Here is a 23619-nt window from a genome sequence, read left to right on the forward strand (position 1 = left end):
GACACTGCGCCCACTGCCAATGGAGGCCCCTATGAACAAGACCCTCGGTTACAAACTCGGCATGATCGCCGTGCTCATCATGCTGCTGCTCATCCCATTGCTGCTGATCAACGGCCTGATCGATGAACGCCAGGCCCTGCGTGACAACGTACTGCAGGACATCGCCCGTAGCGCCAGTTTCGACCAGCAGATCAGCGGGCCGCTGCTGGTGGTGCCATACCGCAAGGTGCAGCGCCGCTGGATCGACAAGGGCGGCCAGAGCGTGCAGGAAACCAGCACTGTCGCCGGCCACCTGTATTTCCTCCCGGAAACCTTCGATGCCGACCTCGGCGTGGACACCGAACTGCGGGCGCGGGGTATCTACCAGGCGCGGCTGTTCCATGCCAAAGGGCGACTTGCGGGCCGTTTTCAGCTGCCGGAGCGCTGGGGCATCGACAAGGACTTCGACGACTACCGCTTCGACAAGCCGTTTCTGGTGGTCGGCATAAGCGACATTCGCGGCATTGAAAATGCCCTGGAACTCGACATCGATGGCCAGCGCCTGGCGTTCGAAGCCGGGACCAGGCTGGACTGGCTGCGCAGTGGCGTGCACGTCGCGCTGCCGCAACTGGATGGCCAGCAGGCCCGCGCGTTCACCTACGGTTTCGATCTGGCACTGCAAGGCACCGGGCAACTGCACCTGTTGCCAGTGGGCCGCACCAGCAGCGTGGACATGCGGGCCAACTGGCCGCACCCCAGCTTCGTTGGCAGTTACCTGCCAAGCCGCCGCGAAATCGACGACAAAGGCTTCAGCGCGCACTGGCAGACCTCATTCTTCGCCACCAACCTTGAAGATGCCCTGCGCCAATGTGCCGGCAGCGGGCAGTGTGCGGAGTTCAGCGAGCGGACCTTCGGGGTGAGTTTCATCGACCCGGTGGACCAGTACCTCAAGAGTGAGCGGGCCATCAAGTACGCGTTGTTGTTCATCGCCCTGACCTTTGCCGGTTTCTTCCTGTTCGAGGTGCTGAAGAACCTCAGCGTGCACCCCGTGCAGTACACCCTGGTGGGGGTGGCTCTGGCGTTCTTCTACCTGCTGTTGCTTTCGTTGTCCGAGCACATCGGTTTTGGCCTGGCGTATGGCCTGTCAGCCTCGGCCTGCGTGTCGCTGCTCGGCTTCTACCTGAGCCACGTATTGCGCAGCCTGATGCGTGGCGTGAGCTTTGCGGCGGGGTTGGCGGTGTTGTACGCACTGCTCTACGGGCTGCTCAGTGCCGAGGACTATGCGCTGTTGATGGGCTCGCTGCTGTGCTTTGGCTTGCTGGGTGTGTTCATGGTGCTGACCCGTCGCCTGGACTGGGCCCGGGTGGGGAGGGCGGCATGAGGGAGGACAGAGAGATCGGGCGGTGGCTGGCTCACAGGATTGGGCAGCTGTTTCCCGTGATGCCCCGCTGAGGCCGATGGTTGCCATGCAGAGCAATCGCCGGCAAGCCCCACAGGTTCGCTGCAGTTCTGAAGGGCAGTCCACATCCCTGTGGGGGCAACTGTCTTGCTCAACGTGCAAAAGCTGGCGCGATGCCGGTGGGAGCCGGCTTGCCGGCGATCGCGCTGTATCAGGCGATCGGTGCTGTGGCGACCATCGACGGGCGCTTGGCCACCTCGGCATACCACGCCGCCAACCCTGGCTGCCGCTCGCGCCAGCCGAAATCGGGCTGGCGCAAGTCCAGGTAGCCCAGCGCACAGGCCACGCCAATCGCGGCCAGATCAAAGCCGGATATCAGTTCAGCCAGGTGCTCCTGCTCCAGGTTGGCCAGGCTGCGGCGGATTTTCTCCCGCTGCGCTTCGAGCCAGCCGTCCCAGCGCTTGTCCTCAGGCCGCAGGACGCTCTCATAGCGGCTGGAAACCGCCGCATCCATGATCGCGTCGGCCTGCGACACCAGCGTCATGCGCCGCCAGCGCGCCGAGCCCTCGCGCGGCAGCAGCGGCAGGCCGACATGCTGCAGGTCGAGGTATTCGCAGATGACCCGGCTGTCATGCAGCACAGTGCCATCTTCCAGGCGCAGGGCCGGGATCTTGCCGATCGGGTTGCCGTGGTTGAGCTGGTCATCGCCGCTGACCGGGGTGATGTTCACCCCCTGCAGCGCCACGCGCTCAAGCTGCCCGGTCTCGTGCAGCACGACCATCACCTTGCGCACGAATGGCGACAGCGGTGAGTGGAACAGGGTCATCGTGCTCATGGTTCAGTTGCCCTGCAGGCTGGGTGGCAGGCACACACCGGTGCCGCCGATACCGCAGTAGCCGTCTGGGTTCTTGGCCAGGTACTGCTGGTGGTAAGCCTCGGCGAAGTACACGGTCGGCGCCTGGTCGATTTCGGTGGTGATCTCGCCGAAACCGGCCTTGTTCAGCTCGGCCTGGAAGGCGTCGCGGCTGGCTTTGGCGTCTTCGAGCTGCTGGGGCGAGGTGCAGTAGATGGCCGAGCGGTACTGGGTGCCGACGTCGTTGCCCTGGCGCATGCCCTGGGTCGGGTTGTGCAGTTCCCAGAACATCGCCAGCAACTCGCGGTAGCTGACCTTGTCCTTGTCGAACACCACCAGGACGACTTCAGTGTGGCCAGTCAGGCCCGAGCAGACTTCTTCGTAGGTGGGGTTGGGGGTAAAGCCGCCCGCATAGCCGACCACGGTGCTGACCACGCCTTCACGCTGCCAGAAGCGGCGCTCGGCGCCCCAGAAGCAACCCAGGCCGAAGATCGCGAAGTCGACGCTGCCTTCAAAGAACGGGCCGAGCAGCGGGGTGTCTTTGAAGACGTAGTGGAACTCGGGCAGGGACATTGGCGTTTCGCGGCCAGGCAGGGCCTGTTCCGCGGTTGGCATGACGTTTTTGTTCACCAGGATTTCCGAACGCAGGACCATGGCCGTTCCTCTGTGTTTTCAGTTGGACAGGATGTGGCCTCATCGCCGGCACGCCGGCTACACCAGCAACCCCACAGGCGTTGCTAACGGTGCCTACCTGTGGGAGCCGGCTTGCCGGCGATGAGGCCCGAATGGGCTCTATAGTGCCCGAGGATTACGCAGCTGTCAGGCCATTGGACCGCGCGGATAGCGCTTGAGTCGTTCGGCCAGCTCCCGCCCCGGGATCGGCCGGTCGAACAGATACCCTTGGCCCACATCGCAACGATGCCGGCGCAGGAAGGCCAGCTGCTCAGGCGTCTCGATCCCTTCTGCCACCACCTTGAGCTTGAGGTTGTGGGCCATGGCCACCACCGCCGAGGTGATCTCCATGTCGTCCTGGTTGTCGGGGATTTCGTTGATGAAGCTGCGGTCGATCTTGATGATGTCGATCGGGAATTTCTTCAGGTAGCTCAGCGACGAATAACCGGTGCCGAAGTCATCCATGGCCAGGGTCAGGCCCAGTGCCTTCAGCTCGTCGAGCTGACGGTGGGTATCCTCGGTAGCTTCCAGCAGCAGGCCCTCGGTCAGCTCCAGCTCCAGCAGGTGCGCAGGCAGGGCTTCTTCATGGAGGATCGAGGCGATCGACGCCACCAGGTCGGGGTCGGAGAACTGCTTGGGCGACAGGTTGATGGCCACGTGCAGGTTGCCCATGCCGGCCTCGCGCAGTTGCTGGCTCATACGGCACGACTGGCGCACCACCCACTTGCCGATGGGGATGATCAGGCCGGTTTCTTCCGCCACGCTGATGAACTGGTCCGGGCGGATCATGCCGCGCTCGGGGTGGTTCCAGCGCAGCAGTGCTTCGAGCCCCAGCAGGCGGCCACTGCGCAGGCACAGCTTGGGCTGGTAGAACACCTCCAGCTCGTTCTGGGTCAAGGCGCGGCGCAGGTTGTTCTCGACGAACAGCTTGTAGCTGGCTTCGGCATTGAGCACTTCGGTGAATACCTGCACCTGATGCTTGCCGTTGGCCTTGGCCTTGTGCAGGGCAAGGCCGGCATTTTTCATGAGGGTGGTCGGGTCACTGCCGTGCAGCGGCGCGCAGGCCAGGCCTACCGAGGCGGTCACGTTGATCAACTGGTTGTCGACGAACATCGGCTTGTCGAGGGTGCGCAGCAGCTGCTGGGCGACGCCCTGGCCGTCTTCCAGGCTGGTGTCGTCGAGCAGCACGGCGAATTCGTTACTGGCGAAGCGGGCCAGCACGCCGCCAACGCTCAGGCTGTTACGCAGGCGCCGGGCCAGGCTGATCAGCAGCTTGTCACCGGTCTGGTGGCCAAGGCTGTCGTTGATCCGCTTGAAGTTGTCGATATCCACCAGCAGCAGGCAGATCGGGCTCTGCTCATCCCGGGCAAAGCGCTCGTCAAGGCTGCGGATGAACGCCGGGCGGTTGCCCAGGTTGGTCAGGTTGTCGGTGTAGGCCAGGCGCTCGATGCGCTGCTGGGCCAGCTTGGTCTGGGTGACGTCTTCGTAGATGCCGATGTAATGGGTGAGCTCACGGTTGTCGCCATACACCTTGGAAATCGACAGCTGGCCCCAGTAGGGCTCAAGGTTCTTGCGCCGGCTTTTGAATTCGCCCTGCCAGCTGTTGCCCATGGCCAGGCTCGACGGGGTGTCGAACAGCAGTTCGCTGAGGTTCTCCAGCGCCGGCAACTCTGCCAGGTGGTGGCCTTGTACTTCATCGGTGCTGTATTGAGTGATCGCGGTGAAACTTGGGTTGACGTACTCCACCACGCCGTCGCGGTTGACCAGCAGGAAGGCGCTGGCGCTTTGCTCCACCGCGCGCTGGAACAAGTGCAGGGCGCTGGCGGCGGTGCGCCGGTTATGGTTGGTGATGACCTGGGCGAACTGGTCGGCCAACTCACCGGCAAAGGCGATTTCGTCCGACTGCCAGGTCCGCGGCTGGCCGGTCTGCTCCAGGCACAGCACGCCAACCACCTGGCCATCGACGCGGATGCTGGCATCGAGCATGGCATTGTTGTCGGCGTAGAGGCTCTCGGCCAGTTCACGGGTGCGCGGGTCGTGGTTGGCGTTGTGGGCATCGATGGCGCGGCTGGCGTGCAGGGCATCGAGGTAGTCGGGGAAGCGGCTGGCATCGATGGGCTCGGGCAGGCGATGCACTTGCTCGCTGCGCAACCAGGCGCTGATCGGCTCCAGGCGCTGGTCTTCCAGGTGCCAGATGCTGGCGCAGTCCACCTTGTAGATCTCGCAGGCGCTGCGGGTTATCAGTTGGGCGGCTTCGAGCAGCGAATTTTCCGCGCTGTAGCGCTGGCGGGCGAGGCGCAGGATCAGGTCCTGCTGGCTGCGCACGCGCTCGAGGTGTTCCAGCTGTTCCTGCTGGGCGCGCTGGTTCAGCTGCAGGGCAAGTTGCAGGCGGCTGTTACGCGATTCAAGGTCGTCGGCATCCACTTCGACAGCCTCTTCGGGCAGGTCGTCGAGTACCGTCAGAAACCCGCGCAACAGTTGGCGGTTGTGCTGCCTGTAGGCTTCACCCGCTTCGAGCAGGCGCAGCGAGCGCGGCTGGGCATGCAGGGTGTAGCGCACACGGTAATAGCCACGGGTGCTCAGTTGCCGCTGAATCTCGTCATGCAGCCGGTAGCGGGCCTCAGGCTCCATCAGGCTGGCATACGGTGAATCGACCAGCGCGCACAGCTGGGAAGCCGCTAGCCCGAACTGGCGTTCGCAGGCCGGGTCGAGGTAAAGCATTGCCCAAGTGGCTTCGTTGAGCCTTTCGAAACGCAGCATGCCGAGCCGTGAAGGCACGGGAAGCTGCGTGACGACCTCGGCCGCCACACGGCTGGCGGCATCGGGTTGGCTTTTCATCGAAGACTCGCTTGAAGAGGTGACGCGGCCTGGACGGCGGCGCATCTGGCAAGGTTGCATCATGTCCCGGAGGCTGGCAAGCGGCCATGAGGGGTGTCATGTATATGTTTTCGGCTGTGGTGGCCGATTCCTTAGCGATCCTGCAAAAGCAGGGGCTTCATCGCGCCCTTACAGGCAAAAAAAGCCCCGCCAGGTGGCGGGGTTGAGGTACGAGCGTGGCAGCTCGAAAAGGGTACCTGCCCCCCAAGGGAGGGCAGGCTGGCTGCGTGTTACAGCAGCATGGTGCGGATATCCGCCAGCACGTCGCCCAGGCGCTTGGTGAAGCGCGCGGCGGCCGCGCCATTGATCACACGGTGATCGTAGGACAGCGACAGCGGCAACATCAGCTTCGGCTGGAAGGCTTTGCCATCCCAGACGGGCTGCATGGTCGCCTTGGACACACCGAGGATCGCCACTTCAGGCGCGTTGACGATCGGCGTGAAGCCGGTGCCGCCAATGTGGCCGAGGCTGGAGATGGTGAAGCAGGCGCCTTGCATGTCGTCAGCCGACAGTTTCTTGGTGCGTGCCTTCTCGGCCAGCGCTGCGGCTTCGGCAGCCAGTTGCAGCAGGCTCTTCTGGTCGACGTTCTTGATCACAGGGACCAGCAGGCCGTCCGGGGTGTCCACGGCGAAGCCGATGTGCACGTACTTCTTGCGGATCACGGCTTTGCCGCTTGGCGCCAGCGAGCTGTTGAAGTCCGGCAGTTCCTTGAGCAGGAAGGCGCAGGCCTTGAGCAGCAGTGGCAGTACGGTCAGCTTGACGCCAGCCTTCTCGGCCACGGCCTTCTGCGCCACGCGGAAGGCTTCCAGCTCGGTGATGTCGGCGGAGTCGAACTGCGTTACGTGCGGCACGTTCAGCCAGCTGCGGTGCAGGTTGGCGGCACCGACCTGCATCAGGCGGGTCATCGCCACTTCTTCCACTTCACCGAACTTGCTGAAGTCCACCACCGGGATCGGCGGGATGCCGGCGCCGCCGGTCGCGCCAGCAGCTGCCGGTGCGTCCTTGGCCTTCTGCATGACCGACTTGACGTACACCTGCACGTCTTCTTTCAGGATGCGGCCGTGCGGACCGGTCGCGGTGACCGCGCCCAGGTCTACGCCGAACTCGCGGGCCAGCTGGCGAACAGCAGGGCCTGCGTGAACCTTGGCGTTGCTGCCGGCAGCCGGCGCGGTAGCGACCGGTGCAGGGGCAGCAGCTGGAGCAGCGGCAGCAGGTGCGGCGGCCGGAGCAGCCTCAGCCTCAGCCTTGGCCGGTGCAGCAGCGGCAGGCGCTGGTGCAGCAGCCGGAGCGGCGCCTGCAACTTCCAGTTTGAGGATCAGGTCACCGGTGCCGACTTCGTCGTCCAGCTTGGCGATCACTTCCTTGACCACACCTGCGGCGGGCGAAGGGATTTCCATGGAGGCCTTGTCCGACTCCAGGGTAATCAGCGACTGGTCGGCTTCGACGGTGTCGCCGACCTTGACCAGTACTTCGATGATCTTGGCCTTGCCCGACGAACCGATGTCCGGTACGTGGATATCCTGCACGCTGGCGGCAGCAGGGGCTGCAGCCGGCGCAGGGGCGGCTTCGGCAGCTGGCTTTTCAGCGGCAGCCGGAGCGGCGGCAGGGGCAGGTGCGGCAGCGGGAGCCTCGGCCGCCGCAGCGGCGCCCTCGGCTTCCAGTACCAGCAGCTCGTCGCCTTCTTTCAGGCGATCGCCCAGCTTGACCTTCAGTTCCTTGATGACACCGGCCTTGGGGGCCGGGATTTCCATGGAGGCCTTGTCGGACTCCAGGGTCAGCAGGCTCTGGTCAGCCTCGATACGGTCACCGACCTTGACGAACAGCTCGATGATTTCACCTTCACCGCTGCCGATGTCAGGTACGCGAATGAGTTCGCTCACTTAAAAATACTCCTCAGCAGTCCAGTGGGTTGCGCTTGTCCGGATCGATGCCGAACTTGACGATGGCGTCGGCCACCACCTTCGGTTCGATCTCGCCACGGTCAGCCAAGGCTTCCAGGGCAGCCAGCACCACGAAGTGGCGGTCGACTTCGAAGAAGTGACGCAGCTTCTTGCGGCTGTCGCTGCGACCGTAGCCATCGGTACCCAGGACCTTGAACTCTTTGCTCGGTACCCACTGGCGAATCTGTTCGGCGAACAGCTTCATGTAGTCGGTGGACGCGATGACCGGGCCCTTGCGACCGGCCAGGCACTCTTCGACGTAAGTCTGCTGAGGCTTCTGGCCAGGCTTGAGGCGGTTGGCGCGTTCCACGGCCAGGCCGTCGCGACGCAGTTCGTTGAAGCTGGTGACGCTCCACACGTCGGCACCGACGTTGAACTCTTCACGCAGGATCTTCGCCGCCTCGCGGACTTCGCGCAGGATGGTGCCGGAGCCCATCAGCTGAACGTGGTGCGCGGCTTCGCGGGTATCTTCTTCCAGCAGGTACATGCCCTTGATGATGCCTTGCTCGACACCGGCCGGCATGGCTGGCTGCTGGTAGGATTCGTTCATCACGGTGATGTAGTAGAAGATGTCCTGTTGCTCTTCGGTCATCTTCTTCATGCCGTCCTGGATGATCACCGCCAGCTCGTAGCCGTAGGTCGGATCATAGGTGCGGCAGTTCGGGATGGTGCCCGCCATCATGTGGCTGTGACCGTCTTCGTGCTGCAGGCCTTCACCGTTGAGGGTGGTACGGCCGGCGGTGCCGCCGATCAGGAAGCCACGGGTGCGGCTGTCGCCAGCGGCCCAGGCCAGGTCGCCGATACGCTGGAAGCCGAACATCGAGTAGAAGATGTAGAACGGCAGCATCGGCTGGTTGTGGCAGCTGTACGAGGTACCGGCAGCGATGAACGACGACATGGCGCCGGCTTCGTTGATGCCTTCCTCGAGGATCTGGCCCTTCTTGTCTTCGCGGTAGAACATCACCTGGTCTTTATCGACTGGCTCGTAGAGCTGGCCGACCGACGAGTAGATGCCCAGCTGGCGGAACATGCCTTCCATACCGAAGGTACGGGCTTCGTCCGGGATGATCGGCACGATGCGCTGGCCGATGTCCTTGTCCTTGACCAGCTGCGCGAGGATACGCACGAAGGCCATGGTGGTGGAGATTTCGCGGTCGCCCGAGCCGTCCAGGATCGCTTTCAGCGTTTCCAGAGGCGGGGTCGGCACGCTGAAGCTCTTGGCACGGCGCTGCGGTACGAAGCCACCCAGGGCTGCGCGGCGCTCGGCCAGGTACTTGGCTTCGGCCGAACCTTCTTCGGGCTTGTAGAACGGCAGGTTCTCAAGGTCGGCATCCTTGACCGGGATGTCGAAGCGGTCACGGAAGTGGCGCAGGCTGTCGACGTCGACCTTCTTGGTGTTATGCGCGGTGTTCTTGGCTTCGCCAGCACCGGTGCCGTAACCCTTGATGGTCTTGGCCAGGATGACGGTTGGCTGCTCTTTGTGGTTGACCGCCTGGTGGTAGGCCGCATAGACCTTGTACGGGTCGTGACCGCCACGGTTGAGCTTCCAGATCTCTTCGTCGGACAGGTCTTCGACCATGGCCTTGAGCTCTGGGGTGTTGAAGAAGTTCTCACGAACGTACGCGCCGTCTTTGGCTTTGTAGTTCTGGTACTCGCCGTCGATGACTTCGTCCATGCGGCGCTGCAGGGCACCGTTGGTGTCCTTGGCCAGCAGTGGGTCCCAGAAGCGGCCCCAGACGACTTTGTTGACGTTCCAGCCGCCGCCACGGAACACGCCTTCGAGTTCCTGGATGATCTTGCCGTTGCCGCGAACCGGGCCGTCGAGGCGCTGCAGGTTGCAGTTGATGACGAAGATCAGGTTGTCCAGCTTCTCGCGGCCGGCCAGGGCGATGGCACCGAGGGATTCCGGCTCGTCGCACTCGCCGTCGCCCATGAAGCACCAGACCTTCTGCTTGCCGGCCGGGATGAAACCACGGGCTTCCAGGTACTTCATGAAGCGCGCCTGGTAGATCGCCTGGATCGGGCCCAAGCCCATCGAAACGGTCGGGAACTGCCAGAAGTCAGGCATCAGCCATGGGTGCGGGTACGAAGACAGGCCTTTGCCGTCCACTTCCTGACGGAAGTTGTTCATCTGCTCTTCGTTGATGCGGCCTTCCATGAAGGCACGGGCGTAAACGCCTGGCGAAGCGTGGCCCTGGAAGAAGATCAGGTCGCCGCCGTGTTCTTCGGTCGGGGCCTGGAAGAAGTAGTTGAAGCCGATGTCATACAGGGTGGCACTGGAGGCGAAGCTGGAGATGTGGCCGCCCAGGTCCGAATCCTTCAGGTTGGTGCGCATCACCATGGCCAGCGCGTTCCAACGCACCATCGAGCGAATGCGGCGTTCCATGAACAGGTCGCCAGGCATGCGTGCTTCGTGGGTGACAGGGATGGTGTTGCGGTATGGCGTGGTGATCGCGTACGGCAGCTGAGAGCCACTGCGGGTGGCCAGCTCGCCCATGCGGGTCATCAGGTAATGAGCGCGGTCTTCGCCTTCTTTGTCGAGGACCGACTCCAGGGCATCCAGCCATTCCTGGGTTTCGATTGGATCGAGGTCTTGCATGGCTTGCTCCAGGGCGGAAAGGCCACCAGAATCGGGGGCCTGAGTTTGCGACTGGCCTTATGGGCAGACGTCGTGAATTCTTGGATTACCGGAGTGTGACCCGGCGGCGTGTAGTTTTACTACATTTGCTTTCGCATTTCATGCTTTTGCACGGGTGGGGTAGTAGTAAAACTACACAAATGCGACGTTTGGTCGCACCGTGGCTTGTGAGGAAAAACGTTCATGTTGGTTGGCGTTGTGCTACGAGCGGGTGATTCTTGATGTTTCTTGCCAATGATTCGTTTTTTTCAGCTATTTCCAACTTTTGTACGACAGTCCAACCGTGGTCCGGTTTCCTCGTGGCCGCTTTTTCCTCTCTCTTTCTCGCCGATCAAGGATAGACCATGCGCCTGCCTTTGCCGCTCGAACTGCCTGCCTCCCTGCAACCGCTGGTCGCCCGTAATCGGCAGTTTCTGCTCGATGCCCTGAGCAGCCACCCGGCGCTCGACCCGAACGCCTGGAGCCCGGCTCACCGGCAACAGTTCGACCAGGTGGCCGCCGCCAGCGACTTCGTGCTCGGCCTGGCCCAGCGTGAGCCGGCGATGCTGTTTGCCCTGCTGGCCAGCGGCGAGATGGACCGCCGTTATGCGCCGGGCGAGCTGCGTGGGCACATTGCGGCAACGGCCCAGGCGGCGTCGAGTGAAGACGAGCTGGCACGCAACCTGCGCCGCGAGCGCAACCGCCAGCAGCTGCGCATCATCTGGCGCGATATCACCCGCCAGGCCGAACTGGGCGAGACCTGCCGTGACCTGTCCGACCTGGCCGACGCGGCCATCGACGAAGCTTATCAATGGCTGTATCCGCGCCACTGCCAGCAGTTCGGTACGCCGATCGGCAACCGCAGCGGCGAACCGCAGCATATGGTGGTGCTGGGCATGGGTAAGCTGGGGGCGGTCGAGCTCAACCTGTCATCGGATATCGACCTGATCTTCGCCTTCCCCGAGGGCGGTGAGACCGAAGGGGTCAAGCGCTCGCTGGACAATCAGGAGTTCTTCACCCGTCTGGGCCAGCGCCTGATCAAGGCGCTCGACCCGGTCACCGTCGATGGCTTCGTGTTCCGCGTCGACATGCGCCTGCGCCCCTACGGCTCGGCCGGTGCGCTGGTGCTCAGTTTCAATGCCCTGGAGCAGTACTACCAGGATCAGGGCCGCGACTGGGAACGCTACGCGATGATCAAGGCGCGGGTGGTGGCTGGCGACCAGGCGGCAGGCGCGCAATTGCAGGAGATGCTACGCCCGTTCGTGTACCGGCGTTACCTGGACTTTTCGGCGATCGAAGCGCTGCGCACCATGAAACAGCTGATCCAGCAGGAGGTACGGCGCAAGGGCATGGCCGAGAACATCAAGCTCGGTGCCGGTGGCATCCGTGAAGTGGAGTTCATTGCCCAGGCCTTCCAGCTGATCCATGGCGGGCGCGACCTGAGCCTGCAGCAGCGGCCATTGCTGAAAGTGCTGGCGACCCTGGAAGGCCAAGGCTATCTGCCGCCGGCTGTGGTGGCGGAGCTGCGCGAAGGCTATGAGTTCCTGCGCTATACCGAGCACGCCATCCAGGCCATTGCCGATCGCCAGACGCAGATGCTGCCCGATGATGAGACTGACCGTGAGCGCGTGGCCTATGTGCTTGGCTTTAGCGGCTGGCAGAGTTTCCACGAGCAGCTGATGCACTGGCGCGGCCGTGTCGACTGGCACTTCCGCCAGGTCATCGCCGACCCGGATGAAGAAGACGGCGAGGGTGACCTGGTGGTTGGCGGCGAGTGGTCGCCTTTGTGGGAGCAGGCGCAGGATGAGGAGGCCGCCGGCCGTCAGCTGGAAGAAGCCGGGTTCAAGCAGCCCGCCGAAGCGTTGCGCAGGCTGGCGGGGCTGCGTGCCAGCCCACAGTTGCGGTCGATGCAGCGCATCGGCCGTGAACGCCTGGATGCCTTCATCCCGCGCCTGCTGGCCCAGGCGGTCGAGCATGACAACCCTGACCTGGTGCTGGAACGGGTATTGCCGCTGGTCGAAGCTGTGGCGCGGCGTTCGGCCTACCTGGTGCTGCTGACTGAAAACCCGGGGGCCTTGCGCCGCCTGCTTACCCTGTGTGCTGCCAGCCCGTGGATCGCCGAACAGATTGCCCGTTACCCATTGCTGCTCGATGAGTTGCTCAATGAAGGCCGCCTGTTCAGCCCGCCGCTGGCGCCGGAGCTGGCCGCCGAGCTGCGTGAGCGGCTGACGCGCATCCCCGAGGACGATCTTGAACAACAGATGGAGGCCTTGCGCCACTTCAAGCTGGCCCACAGCCTGCGCGTGGCCGCTTCCGAAATCAGTGGCAACCTGCCATTGATGAAAGTCAGCGACTACCTGACCTGGCTGGCCGAAGCCATTCTTGACCAGGTGCTGGCCCTGGCCTGGCGCCAGACCGTGGCGCGTCACGGCCAGCCCAAGCGCACCGATGGCAGCCTGTGCGACCCGGGCTTCATCATCCTTGGCTACGGCAAGGTAGGCGGCCTGGAGTTGGGCCACGGCTCGGACCTGGACCTGGTGTTCATCCACGACGGTGACCCGCAGGCGGAAACCGATGGCGCCAAGCCGATCGACAGCGCGCAGTTCTTCACGCGGCTGGGCCAGCGCATCATCCATTTGCTGACCACGCAAACCAATTCCGGCCAGCTGTATGACGTCGACATGCGCCTGCGGCCCTCGGGCGCCGCGGGGCTTTTGGTCAGCTCGCTGGGCGCGTTCGAGCGCTACCAGCAGAACGAAGCCTGGACCTGGGAACATCAGGCCCTGGTGCGCGCCCGCGTGCTGGTGGGCTGCAAGCAGGTGGCGGCAGCGTTCGAGGGGGTGCGTGCCAAGGTTCTGGGCCAGGCCCGTGACCTGGACAAGCTGCGCAGCGAAGTCAGCGAGATGCGCGCCAAGATGCGCGACAACCTCGGCACCAAGGCTACCGCCGCAGGCACCGCGGGCAATGCCTTCGATGCGGGGATGGCGTTCGATATCAAGCAGGATGCCGGCGGTATCGTCGATATCGAATTTATGGTGCAATACGCCGCTTTGGCCTGGTCACACGACCATCCGGCCATACTGCGCTGGACCGATAACATTCGCATTCTGGAAGAGCTGGAGCAGGCAGGCTTGATGCCGGCCAGCGATGCGGTTTTGTTGCGTGAAGTGTACAAGGCGTTTCGCTCAGCCTCGCACCGCCAGGCCCTGCAGAAGCAGGCCGGGGTGATCGATGCGGCACAGTTTATCGATGAGCGCCGCGACGTTCGAAGGATTTGGGCGCAGCTCGGTTTGACTTGAGGGCCAATCGCCGGCAAGCCGGCCTGCAAAGGTGCCTTGCAGTACCTGAGGCCTGCATGCCCCCTGTGGGGCCGGCTTGGTGGCGATTGGGGCGCGAAGCGGCCCGGGTGGTACACTGTCCGCCACATAGCCTGAATATAAAGAGGGGAGGCCAGGCTGTACCGCAGCCTGTAGCCTCCCCGAGCGTTTCTGGACTAAGCATGAGAATACTGATCATTGGCCCCAGCTGGGTTGGCGACATGGTGATGGCGCAAACCCTGTTCCAGTGCCTGAAACAGCAGCACCCCGACTGCGTGATCGACGTGCTGGCGCCCGAGTGGAGCCGGCCGATCCTTGAGCGCATGCCCCAAGTGCGTCAGGCCTTGAGCTTCCCGCTCGGCCATGGCGCGCTGGAACTGGCTACGCGCCGGCGCATCGGCAAGTCCCTGGCCGGGCAGTACGACCAGGCGATCCTGCTGCCCAACTCGCTGAAGTCGGCGCTGGTGCCGTTCTTTGCCGGCATCCCCAGGCGCACCGGCTGGCGCGGCGAAATGCGCTTCGGCCTGCTCAACGACGTGCGTAAACTGGACAAGGCCCGCTACCCGTTGATGATCGAGCGCTTCATGGCACTGGCCTACGCGCCGGGTGCCGAGCTGCCGCAGCCTTATCCTCGGCCGAGCCTGCAGATCGAAGCGCCGAGCCGTGACGCCGCGCTGGCCAAGTTCGGCCTGGAGCTGGACCGCCCGGTGCTTGCGTTGTGCCCAGGCGCCGAGTTCGGGGAAGCCAAGCGCTGGCCGGCAGAGCACTACGCCAACGTTGCCGACGCCATGATTCGCCAAGGCTGGCAGGTCTGGCTGTTCGGCTCGAAGAACGATCACCCGGTCGGCGAACAGATCCGCGACCGGCTGATCCCGGGTTTGCGTGAAGAGTCCTGCAACCTGGCAGGCGAAACTTCGTTGGCCGAGGCGATCGACCTCATGTCCTGCGCCAACGCGGTGGTGTCCAACGACTCCGGGTTGATGCACGTTGCGGCGGCGTTGAACCGCCCTTTGGTTGCCGTCTATGGCTCGACCTCGCCGGGCTTCACCCCGCCGTTGGCCGAGCAGGTGGAGGTCGTGCGCACGGGCATCGAGTGCAGCCCATGCTTCGACCGCACCTGCCGCTTCGGCCACTACAACTGCCTGCGTCTGCTGGAGCCGGGCAAAGTCATCGCCGCCCTGCACAGCCTGGGTGGGCCGAACCTGATCGATACCGTGGCCGAGGTCGAGTAAGTGCGGGTACTGATCATCAAGACCTCGTCGCTGGGTGATGTGATCCACACCCTGCCGGCGCTCACCGATGCCGCCCATGCGATCCCGGGCATCCGCTTCGATTGGGTGGTAGAAGAAGGCTTCGCCGAGATCCCCAGCTGGCACCCGGCGGTCGACCAGGTGATACCGGTGGCCATTCGGCGCTGGCGCAAGAATGTCTGGCAGACCATCAAGAGCGGCGAGTGGAAGGCGTTCAAGCAACGCGTGCGCGAGCGCAAGTACGACCTGGTGATCGATGCCCAGGGGCTGGTCAAGTCGGCTTGGCTGACCCGCTACGTCAAGGCGCCGGTGGCTGGCCTGGACCGTTACTCGGCGCGCGAGGGCTGGGCCAGCCGCTTCTATGACCGGCGCCTTTCGGTCGCCGTCGGCCAGCATGCGGTAGAGCGCGTGCGCCAGCTGTTCGCCATGGCGCTGGCCTATGACCTGCCCGAAGGTATCGGCAAGTACGGCCTGGACCTGGACCGCCTGCAACTGCCGCCGGCAGCGCCGTACGTGGTGTTTCTGCACGGCACCACCTGGGCGACCAAGCACTGGCCCGAGGCCTACTGGCGCGAGCTGGCTGAACGCTTGGGCCGCAGCAGGCTGCAGGTATGCCTGCCATGGGGCAACCAGGCCGAGAAAGACCGCGCCGAGCGTATTGCCCAGGGCTTGAACAACTGCCAGGTGCTCCCCAGATTGAACCTTGCCGGTGTTGCCCGCGTGCTGGCGGCGGCAAAGGCCTGTGTTGCGGTGGACACTGGGCTGGGCCACCTGGCGGCGGCGCTGGATGTGCCTACCATTTCGCTGTTCGGCCCGACCAACCCGGGCCTGACCGGCGCCTATGGCCGTGTACAAGTCCATCAGGCCAGCGATTTCCCCTGTGCACCGTGCCTGCAGAAAAAGTGCACCTACAAACCGAGCGCCGACGACCTGCGCCGGTTCGATCTCAAACGCGAGTGGCCACTGTGCTTCACTCGCCTGAATCCCGAGCATGTGGCGAGCCGCTTGAGCGCGTTGCTGCTGGCTGAGGATGTCCGTTGATGCAACTGGCTTTCGTGCTTTACAAATATTTCCCCTTCGGCGGGCTGCAGCGCGACTTCATGCGCATTGCCCTGGAATGCCAGAAGAGGGGCCACCAGATCCGTGTCTACACGCTGATCTGGGAAGGCGACGTTCCGCCCGGGTTCGAGGTGCTGGTGGCGCCGGTCAAGGCGCTGTTCAACCACCGTCGCAACGAAAAACTCAGTGCCTGGATGCAGGCCGATCTGGCCAAGCGCCCGGTAGACCGGTTGATCGGCTTCAACAAGATGCCGGGCCTGGACGTGTATTACGCGGCCGACGGCTGTTTCGAGGACAAGGCCCAGACCCTGCGTGGCGGCCTGTACCGCCGCTGGGGCCGCTACCGGCACTTTGCCGAGTACGAGCGGGCCGTGTTCGCCAAGGATGCGCGCACTGAGGTGCTGATGATTTCAGAGGTGCAGCAACCGCTGTTCATCAAGCATTACGGCACCCCTGTCGAGCGCTTCCACCTGCTGCCGCCCGGCATTTCCCAGGACCGCCGTGCGCCGGCCAATGCCGCCGAGATCCGCGCGGCGTTTCGCAAGGAGTTCAACCTGGGCGATGACGACCTGCTGCTGGTTCAGATCGGCTCCGGCTTCAAAACCAAGGGCGTCGACCGTAGCCTCAAAGCCCTGGCCGCTCTGCCGGCGTCTCTGCGCAAGCGCACCCGGCTGATGGTCATAGGCCAGGACGACCCCAAGGTGTTCCAGCTGCAGAGCGCAGCTTTGGGCCTGGGCGAGCAGGTGCAGTTTCTCAAGGGGCGCAGTGACATTCCACGCTTCCTGTTGGGTGCGGACCTGTTGATTCACCCGGCCTACAACGAGAACACCGGCACCGTGCTGCTCGAAGCACTGGTGGCGGGCTTGCCGGTGCTGGTTTCCAAGGTCTGCGGTTATGCCCATTACATTGCCGAGGCCGACAGCGGCCTGGTGCTCGACGAGCCGTTCGAGCAGGAACAGCTCAATGGCTACCTGCAGCGCATGCTCGAAGCGCCAACGGCGCGTGCGGAGTGGTCGCGCAATGGGCTGGCCTTTGCCGATACCGCCGACCTGTACAGCATGCCGCAGCACGCCGCCGACGTGATTCTGGGGCAGGAGAGCGCATGAAGCTGATACTGGCCGAACCTTTCAAGCGCCTGTGGGCGGGGCGTGATGCCTTCGATGCCGTGGAAGCCCTGCAAGGCGAGGTGTACCGCGAGCTGGAAGGTCGCCGCACGCTGCGCACCGAGGTCGATGGCGAAGGTTTCTTCGTCAAGATCCACCGGGGCATTGGCTGGGGCGAAATCTTCAAGAACCTGCTCACCGCCAAGCTTCCGGTGCTGGGTGCCGGCCAGGAATGGCGGGCCATCGAGCGCCTGCATGAAGTCGGCGTGCCGACCATGACTGCAGTGGCCTACGGCGAGCGTGGCAGCAACCCGGCCACGCAGCATTCGTTCATCGTCACTCAAGAGCTGGCGCCGACCATCAGCCTGGAAGACTTCAGCATCGACTGGGTCAGGCAGCCGCCTGAGCCTGCGCTCAAGCACGCGCTGATCGCCGAAGTGGCGAAGATGACCGGCGGCATGCACCGCGCCGGGGTCAACCACCGCGACTGCTACATCTGCCACTTCCTGCTGCACACCGATCGCCCGGTGACGGCGCAAGACTTCAAGCTGTCGGTCATCGACCTGCACCGCGCCCAGACCCGGGCGAAAATCAGCCGCCGCTGGCGGGACAAGGACCTGGCCGCGCTGTACTTTTCGGCGCTGGACATCGGCCTGACCCGGCGCGACAAGCTGCGTTTCCTGCGTGGTTACTTCCAGCGCCCGCTGCGCCAGGTCCTCAGCGAGGAAGCCGCGCTGCTGGCCTGGCTGGATCGCAAGGCGCAGAAACTCTACGATCGCAAACAACGCTATGGGGATGCACTCTGATGGCGGGTTGGACACTGGCGCCGGGCTATGAACACCTGGCGGCGGACTTCGGCACTCTTGATGCGGTGTTTGCCCTGCAGGGTGAGCGCCTGACCCGTGACCCGCTCAGCGAGGTGGTCCGCGTCGAGCGTGACGGGGTCAACTATTACGTCAAGCGCTACACCGGCGCCGGCAAACACATGCGCCGTTACCTCGGCCGGCCGCGTATCAAGGCCGAATGGCAGAACCTCAAACAGTTCGCCAAATGGGACATCCCCACCGCCGAGGTTGTGGCCTGGGGCCTTGAGCGCAAAGGCCTGGCGTTTGGCCGTGGCGCGATGATCACTCGCGAGCTGCCCCGCACCGAAGACCTGTCGGCGCTGGCTGAGCGCAATGATCCGCGCCTGGCCGATCGCGCCTGGGTCGACCATATCAGCCAACAGCTGGCGCGCCATACCCGGGTCATGCATGAACATCGTTTTGCCCACAACGACCTCAAGTGGCGCAACCTGTTGGTCGATGACCGGGGCACGCTGTTCTTCATCGATTGCCCCACCGGCGACTTCTGGCGCGGTTTCATGTGGCGCCACCGGCTGATCAAGGACCTGGCATGCCTGGACAAGGTCGCCAAATACCACCTGACGGCGACCCAGCGTCTGCGCTTCTATTTGCAGTACCGCGGGCGTCAGCGCCTGAATACACGCGACAAGCGCCGGGTCCGTCAGGTACTGAGCTTCTTTGAGGGAAGGGAATGACCGATTACCTGGCCAGCGCGGACCTCGCGCTGCTCAAACGCCATGGCCTGAATGACTTCGAAGCGCTGTGGGCGCTACAGCTCGATGCCGTGGACGAACCCAACACCGGCCGTGGCGGCTGGAGCAGTGTCTATCGCCTGGAGCTCGAGGGTAAAGGGTATTACCTCAAGCGCCAGAGCGACTACCTGACCCGCACTTTGCACCGCCCGTTCGGCGAGCCGACGTTCGCCCGTGAGTTCCGCAACATCAGCCGTTACCAGAAGCTGCATATCCCGGCCTTGCAGGCAGTGTTCTACGGTGAGCGCAAGCACGCGGGCCAGCACCGGGCGATTCTGCTCACCCGTGCCCTGGATGACTGGAGCGACCTGGAAAGCCTGCTGGGCCAATGGCCGCAGCTCGGTGACGCTGAGCGCAACGGTATCCTCCAGGCCTGTGGCCAGCTGGCGCGCACGCTGCACAGCGCCGGCCAGGTGCACGGCTGCTTCTACCCCAAGCACATCTTCCTGCGCCAGCGCCGCGAAGGCTGGGACGCGCAACTGATCGACCTGGAAAAGACCCGGCCACTGCTGTTCGGCATGCGCGACCGCCTGAAGGACCTGGAGCCGCTGCTGCGCCGCGCCCCGGCCTGGAGCGAAGCGCAGGTGCGCACGCTGCTGGCTGCCTACCTTGCCCTGCCGGCCGACAGCGCGCTGGTCGGCACCTGGTTGCAGCGGCTGACACAACGCCGTCGTGAAAAAGAGGCCCGCTGATGCGTTTGTCTGAATTGAAAGATGCCGGGCGCAGCCCTTCACTGCCGCTCTCGATCAGCCTGGCCGACGCCGCTGGCAACGCCGAACTTCAGTTGCTCAGCCTGCTGCGGGTGTTGCCGGGCCAGCGCTATGTCGGTGCCGGGGTATGGCGCGGTACGCCGGTGTTGGCCAAGTTGCTGGTGGGTGGCAACGCCGCGCGCCATTTCCAGCGGGAGCTGGAGGGTGTGAAGCTGCTGGCCGAGCAGGGCCTGACCACGCCCAGGCTGCTTGCCGATGGGCTCAAGGACGGTGAGGGTGGCTGGCTGCTGTTCGAGTTCCTCGACGGCGCCCAAAGCCTGGCCGATGCCTGGGACAAAGTGGCAGGCTTGCCGGTGCTTGCCGACGAACAGCACCTGGTGCTTGGCGAAGCATTGACCGCCGTTGCCCAGATGCATGCCAAGGGCCTCTGGCAGGAAGATCTGCACCTGGACAACCTGCTGCGTCACGGCGGCAAGCTGTACCTCATCGATGGCGCTGGCATCAAGGCCGAAACACCCGGCCAGCAGCTGTCGCGCCCGCGTGTGCTGGAAAACCTCGGGGTGTTCTTCGCGCAGTTGCCCAAGCGCCTGGAGCCCTTCATCGAAGAGCTGCTGGTGCACTACTTGCTGGCCAATGCCGAGCACGCCTTGCCCATGGAGGCGTTGCAGAAGCAGGTGGACAAGGTGCGCAGCTGGCGGCTTAAGGACTACCTGGAGAAGGCCGGCCGCGAATGCACGCTGTTCAGCGTCGAGCGCAGCCTCTCGGGCTTACGCTCGATCCGTCGCAGCGAAGTCCAGGCCATGTTGCCGGTGCTGGAACAGGCCGATACCTTGATCGACCAGGGCCACCTGTACAAGACAGGCGGCGCGGCCAGCGTGGCGCGTGTCGAAGTGGGTGGGCGCTCACTGGTGCTCAAGCGCTACAACATCAAGAACACCGCACACTGGTTCAAGCGCTTCTGGCGCCCGAGCCGGGCCTGGCACTCCTGGATCGAAGGCCATCGCCTGGAGTTCCTGGGCATCGCCACGCCGCGCCCGTTGGCGGTGCTGGAGCAGCGCGTCATGGGCCTGCGCAGCCGGGCGTACCTGGTCACCGAACATGTCGATGGCCCGGACCTGACTGCGTGCTTCGCGCCCTATGTGGAAAACGGCGAGGCGCCTGAAGAGCAAGTCGATGCCTTGGTGGAGGTGATGCAGCAACTGATCCGCGAGCGTATCAGCCACGGCGACTTCAAAGGCCACAACCTGTTCTGGCACAACGGCCAATGGTCATTGATCGACCTCGACGCCATGTGCCAGCACGCCACCGCGCTCAGCTTCGCACCGGCCTACGCCCGTGACCGGGCACGGCTGTTGCGTAACTGGCCGAGCAGCAGTGCCTTGCATCAGCGCCTGGACCGGCTGTTGCCAAGGCTCGGCGAGTAGGCATCCGGCAGCGCCAGCCAATCGCTGCTGCGCCCGGCCTGGCGTACCCGGATGCGCCACTGCTGGTCTTGCCAGCGCAGGATCGCCCACGGCACCACGCCGGCTTGCCGGGCGTGCGGGATCACCAGGTGGTAGCGCCCGGCGAGCAGGTGCGCACGCAAGGGCAGTTGCCCGGCAGGGGTTTGCAGGTAGAGCTGGTCGTCTGCCTGGCACAGCCCCGCCTGCGTGCCCACCGCTTCACCCTCCAACGGCGGCTGCAGGCGGCAGCTGGCCAGCAACTGCGGTAGATCGGGCAAGCCGTCGTACCACAGCACCGGGGAGTCGATCACCCAGTTGCCATTGGCCAGGCGTTTGACTGGCTGCAGCAGGTAAGCGTCCGGCTGCGTAGGGTCGATGACACGCCAACGACGCCCGTCGAACGAGACCTGGTAATAGCGGCCGTGGGCGTCCTGGATGAAGTATTGGGTCAGCCCTTCGAAGGCTGATGATTTTTCAAAGACGCCTTCACCGTGCACACCGTCAATGGTGAAGCGCAGGTGCTCGAGCGCAGGCGTGATGCTGTAGCGCGAGGGCAGTGGCAGCGGTGGTTGCGTCGGCAGGCCACGCATCATACGGCGCATCAGGCCGGCGCTGACCGCGCCGGTACCTGCATCGTTGGCATAGCTCAGGGCGTTGTAGGTATGGGTCAGCACACCGTTGATATCGTCCTCGCTGAAGGCTTCCAGGCCCGCCCAGGTTTCGATCACCATGCGTCCCATGGCTAGGGGAATCTGTACACGCGCAGGCAGTACCAGGCTGATCAGGTCGAGCAGGCGCCACACCAGCGCGGTGCCCTGCTGAAGATCTGCCTCCCCGGTGGTGCGGCTCCGGGCATCGACCACCGCCAACCAGCCGCGTACCTCGGCCATGTAGTAGGCGAAGAACAGGTCATCCTCGATTGCCAGGATGCGCAGTGCCGGGCCGAGCCGGCCCTTGTTCAGCAGTTTTTCGATGCGCACAGGTGACAGCAGCGGCAGGCGGCTCGCGACGTAGGCGCGCAGGGCCGGTTGCTGGCGCAGCAGCCGCATCAGTTCGCGAGCATTGCTCAGCCGGCGCCAGGCGCGGCGGTCGGGTGCGTCCGGTGTGTACAGGACGAAGGCGTCTGTGCCAGAGCCTTCGGCGTTGATCAGCAGAACCCCTTGCAGGGTATGACCATGGATCGTCAATTGGCGCACGGTGATGCGGTGGTTGTCCACGGGCGGGCGCAGCGCGTTGTGTGGGTAGTCCAGTACCTGGCGTACCCAGCGATAGCCTTGTTCACCCTGGGCGTTGCCAAGGTGCCCGGCATAACGCGCCTTGGCCACTTCGGCACGCATGCGGGCCCGGTTGATCAGGGCATGGGCATTGAGCCTCCAGCCCCCGACCGGGGAATCGATCAATTGGGTTTTCAGGTAAGCATCATAGCTGCCGCCGACATTCAGGTTTCTGATCATCGCCTTGATGTAGGCCGGGTTCAGTGCCTCGGGTAACGGCTTGTCTTGGCGATGGGTCACCCGGGCGGTGAGCCAATAGTCGTAGTCGAACCAGTTCAGGTTGCACAAAGCCAACTCGTCCAGCGGGTAACTCTCCCTGGTCAGCTCGACCATTACCCCACCGACCTGCTCGAAGCCCCGCCAGGTGACGTAGATCGAAGGGTTGAAGGGGTTCAGCTGCGGGCCGGCCTGACGGCTGTGCACCACATGGACCATGATGTCGGCAGCTGCGTAGCGCAGGCCATGATCGTGGCGCAGGCGTTCCTCTACACGGGCGCGGGCCCAGCCCAGCAAGCTGTCCTGCTCGCGAAACTGCGCCAAGGTGAGGATGCCTGGTGCGGCGATGCGATTGCCGGCGGCGACCAGTTGTTGCATGGCCTGCATGATGTGCGAAAGCGCCTGGGGCCCTGCCGTGGTCAACCAGTTGGGCAGGTTTTTTTCCAGCAGCAGGCCGTAGCGCGTGTCGAGCAACGCCTGCTTGCCGACATCGGCCGTCAGTGACAGGGCCTCGCGCAGCGCCTCGGCCGTGGGTGCCAGCGCGCCCTGGGCAGTGGCCCAGGCGTGGTTGACACGCAGGCGCTGCGCTTCGATCAGGATGTCGATTTGGGCTTGCACCGGGTCATCGGCATACCATTCATAGCGCAGGCGGTCGGCCTTGGCGGCGTGCTCCATACGCTCGGCATCGACCAGCAGGCGCAGCAGTGGCGGGCCCTGTAGCGGGTCGTCGAGGCGTTCGCACAGCTCAAGGTGCAGGTCGGCCAGCGAGGCATAGGCCTCGATGCCTTGGGTTAGGCCGCACAGCAACGCCGGCCCGCGGGGCTGCTCCGGGGAGAGCTCGGCGGCCTCGTCAGTACCGGTGATGACCACGAACATCCCTGGTAGCACGGCGCGGCTGTGGGGCTGGCTACGGCTGAGGACCAGGCGGTAGACCTGGGCACGTGTGGCCATCGCTTGGGGGCGGCGTTGCCAGGCGTAGGGCAGGTCCAGGCACAGGCTCAGGGCATCGGCCTGAGGGGTGGGCAAGGTTTGGTCGCCCAGGCGCAGGGTCAACTCGGCATGCATCATGGCCCGGCGCAGATCGCACAGGCGCACCCTGCGCGAGCGGCCCTGGGTATCGGTGGCTGCCCAGTATTCCGCCAGCTCGCCCTGTAGCTGCTGACGGGTGAGCCGTGGCCGGTCGGGGCTCGGCATTTGCGCCAGGAGGGCGGTGATCTGATGGTCGAGGAATTCGATACGTTCCAGCGGTAGCATGTTGCGCTCCTTCGGTCAGGGAGGCGCAACGTTACGGCCCGGGGCAAGGGCCGAAGCGGT

At 64.3% G+C, this 23619-nt stretch carries 15 protein-coding genes; 9 read left to right on the plus strand and 6 right to left on the minus strand.

Annotated elements, in window-relative coordinates:
- The first annotated feature begins 31 nt into the window (after nucleotides 1-31).
- Nucleotides 32-1360: a cell envelope integrity protein CreD gene (gene creD, locus JNA92_RS16025; RefSeq protein ID WP_241805643.1), complete on the plus strand. Its 1329-nt coding sequence runs from the start codon at nucleotides 32-34 to the stop codon at nucleotides 1358-1360.
- Nucleotides 1361-1589: 229 nt separating this feature from the next.
- On the opposite strand, the gene JNA92_RS16030 is transcribed toward creD, so the two are convergent.
- From JNA92_RS16030 to aceE, 5 genes are all read right to left on the minus strand, one after another.
- Nucleotides 1590-2213, minus strand: a complete 624-nt coding sequence (locus tag JNA92_RS16030; protein ID WP_241805645.1) for a glutathione S-transferase — start codon at nucleotides 2211-2213, stop codon at nucleotides 1590-1592.
- Nucleotides 2214-2216: 3 nt separating this feature from the next.
- Nucleotides 2217-2885, minus strand: a complete 669-nt coding sequence (gene msrA / locus JNA92_RS16035; protein ID WP_241805646.1) for a peptide-methionine (S)-S-oxide reductase MsrA — start codon at nucleotides 2883-2885, stop codon at nucleotides 2217-2219.
- A 165-nt stretch (nucleotides 2886-3050) separates the two neighbouring features.
- Entirely contained in the window at nucleotides 3051-5741 is a 2691-nt protein-coding gene (locus tag JNA92_RS16040; protein WP_241805649.1) for a putative bifunctional diguanylate cyclase/phosphodiesterase, read from the minus strand.
- Between the two features lie 269 nt (nucleotides 5742-6010).
- A complete protein-coding gene (gene aceF / locus JNA92_RS16045) occupies nucleotides 6011-7660 on the minus strand; it encodes a dihydrolipoyllysine-residue acetyltransferase (protein ID WP_241805650.1) in 1650 nt (549 codons plus the stop codon).
- Between the two features lie 13 nt (nucleotides 7661-7673).
- The gene (aceE, locus tag JNA92_RS16050) at nucleotides 7674-10319 is read right to left on the minus strand and encodes a pyruvate dehydrogenase (acetyl-transferring), homodimeric type (protein ID WP_241805651.1); all 2646 of its coding nucleotides are present in this window, start codon (nucleotides 10317-10319) and stop codon (nucleotides 7674-7676) included.
- A gap of 383 nt (nucleotides 10320-10702) precedes the next feature.
- Between aceE and glnE the strand changes: the two genes are divergently transcribed.
- The 8 genes from glnE (at nucleotide 10703) to JNA92_RS16090 (ending at nucleotide 20797) form a co-directional block, all read left to right on the plus strand.
- Nucleotides 10703-13636: a bifunctional [glutamate--ammonia ligase]-adenylyl-L-tyrosine phosphorylase/[glutamate--ammonia-ligase] adenylyltransferase gene (glnE, locus tag JNA92_RS16055; protein WP_241805652.1), complete on the plus strand. Its 2934-nt coding sequence runs from the start codon at nucleotides 10703-10705 to the stop codon at nucleotides 13634-13636.
- Nucleotides 13637-13836: 200 nt separating this feature from the next.
- Nucleotides 13837-14886, plus strand: a complete 1050-nt coding sequence (waaF, locus tag JNA92_RS16060; RefSeq protein ID WP_241805653.1) for a lipopolysaccharide heptosyltransferase II — start codon at nucleotides 13837-13839, stop codon at nucleotides 14884-14886.
- The gene (gene waaC / locus JNA92_RS16065) at nucleotides 14887-15945 is read left to right on the plus strand and encodes a lipopolysaccharide heptosyltransferase I (protein ID WP_241805654.1); all 1059 of its coding nucleotides are present in this window, start codon (nucleotides 14887-14889) and stop codon (nucleotides 15943-15945) included.
- Complete coding sequence (locus tag JNA92_RS16070) at nucleotides 15945-17069, plus strand: glycosyltransferase family 4 protein (protein WP_241805655.1); 1125 nt, start codon at nucleotides 15945-15947, stop codon at nucleotides 17067-17069. The genes waaC and JNA92_RS16070 overlap by 1 nt, the downstream gene beginning before the upstream one ends.
- Nucleotides 17066-17872 (plus strand): lipopolysaccharide core heptose(I) kinase RfaP, encoded by an 807-nt coding sequence (gene rfaP / locus JNA92_RS16075; RefSeq protein WP_241805656.1) that lies wholly within the window; start codon nucleotides 17066-17068, stop codon nucleotides 17870-17872. The genes JNA92_RS16070 and rfaP overlap by 4 nt, the downstream gene beginning before the upstream one ends.
- A complete protein-coding gene (locus tag JNA92_RS16080) occupies nucleotides 17872-18606 on the plus strand; it encodes a lipopolysaccharide kinase InaA family protein (RefSeq protein ID WP_241805657.1) in 735 nt (244 codons plus the stop codon). Before rfaP ends, JNA92_RS16080 begins: the two co-directional genes overlap by 1 nt.
- Entirely contained in the window at nucleotides 18603-19355 is a 753-nt protein-coding gene (locus JNA92_RS16085; protein ID WP_241805658.1) for a lipopolysaccharide kinase InaA family protein, read from the plus strand. The genes JNA92_RS16080 and JNA92_RS16085 overlap by 4 nt, the downstream gene beginning before the upstream one ends.
- Nucleotides 19355-20797, plus strand: a complete 1443-nt coding sequence (locus JNA92_RS16090; protein WP_241805659.1) for a lipopolysaccharide kinase InaA family protein — start codon at nucleotides 19355-19357, stop codon at nucleotides 20795-20797. The genes JNA92_RS16085 and JNA92_RS16090 overlap by 1 nt, the downstream gene beginning before the upstream one ends.
- Here JNA92_RS16090 and JNA92_RS16095 read toward each other — a convergent pair.
- Complete coding sequence (locus JNA92_RS16095) at nucleotides 20758-23559, minus strand: dermonecrotic toxin domain-containing protein (protein WP_241805660.1); 2802 nt, start codon at nucleotides 23557-23559, stop codon at nucleotides 20758-20760. The two genes, JNA92_RS16090 and JNA92_RS16095, sit on opposite strands and share 40 nt — an antisense overlap.
- Nucleotides 23560-23619 lie beyond the last annotated feature (60 nt).

The sequence above is a fragment of the Pseudomonas putida genome (assembly GCF_022627325.1).
Lineage (GTDB): Bacteria > Pseudomonadota > Gammaproteobacteria > Pseudomonadales > Pseudomonadaceae > Aquipseudomonas > Aquipseudomonas putida_X.

Excerpts from the sequence above, each read along its gene's own strand:
- creD (WP_241805643.1), top strand. The coding sequence starts at position 32 with ATGAACAAGACCCTCGGTTACAAACTCGGCATGATCGCCGTGCTCATC.
- JNA92_RS16030 (WP_241805645.1), bottom strand. The coding sequence starts at position 2,213 with ATGAGCACGATGACCCTGTTCCACTCACCGCTGTCGCCATTCGTGCGC.
- msrA (WP_241805646.1), bottom strand. The coding sequence starts at position 2,885 with ATGGTCCTGCGTTCGGAAATCCTGGTGAACAAAAACGTCATGCCAACC.
- JNA92_RS16040 (WP_241805649.1), bottom strand. The coding sequence starts at position 5,741 with ATGAAAAGCCAACCCGATGCCGCCAGCCGTGTGGCGGCCGAGGTCGTC.
- aceE (WP_241805651.1), bottom strand. The coding sequence starts at position 10,319 with ATGCAAGACCTCGATCCAATCGAAACCCAGGAATGGCTGGATGCCCTG.
- glnE (WP_241805652.1), top strand. The coding sequence starts at position 10,703 with ATGCGCCTGCCTTTGCCGCTCGAACTGCCTGCCTCCCTGCAACCGCTG.
- waaF (WP_241805653.1), top strand. The coding sequence starts at position 13,837 with ATGAGAATACTGATCATTGGCCCCAGCTGGGTTGGCGACATGGTGATG.
- JNA92_RS16070 (WP_241805655.1), top strand. The coding sequence starts at position 15,945 with ATGCAACTGGCTTTCGTGCTTTACAAATATTTCCCCTTCGGCGGGCTG.
- rfaP (WP_241805656.1), top strand. The coding sequence starts at position 17,066 with ATGAAGCTGATACTGGCCGAACCTTTCAAGCGCCTGTGGGCGGGGCGT.
- JNA92_RS16080 (WP_241805657.1), top strand. The coding sequence starts at position 17,872 with ATGGCGGGTTGGACACTGGCGCCGGGCTATGAACACCTGGCGGCGGAC.
- JNA92_RS16085 (WP_241805658.1), top strand. The coding sequence starts at position 18,603 with ATGACCGATTACCTGGCCAGCGCGGACCTCGCGCTGCTCAAACGCCAT.
- JNA92_RS16090 (WP_241805659.1), top strand. The coding sequence starts at position 19,355 with ATGCGTTTGTCTGAATTGAAAGATGCCGGGCGCAGCCCTTCACTGCCG.
- JNA92_RS16095 (WP_241805660.1), bottom strand. The coding sequence starts at position 23,559 with ATGCTACCGCTGGAACGTATCGAATTCCTCGACCATCAGATCACCGCC.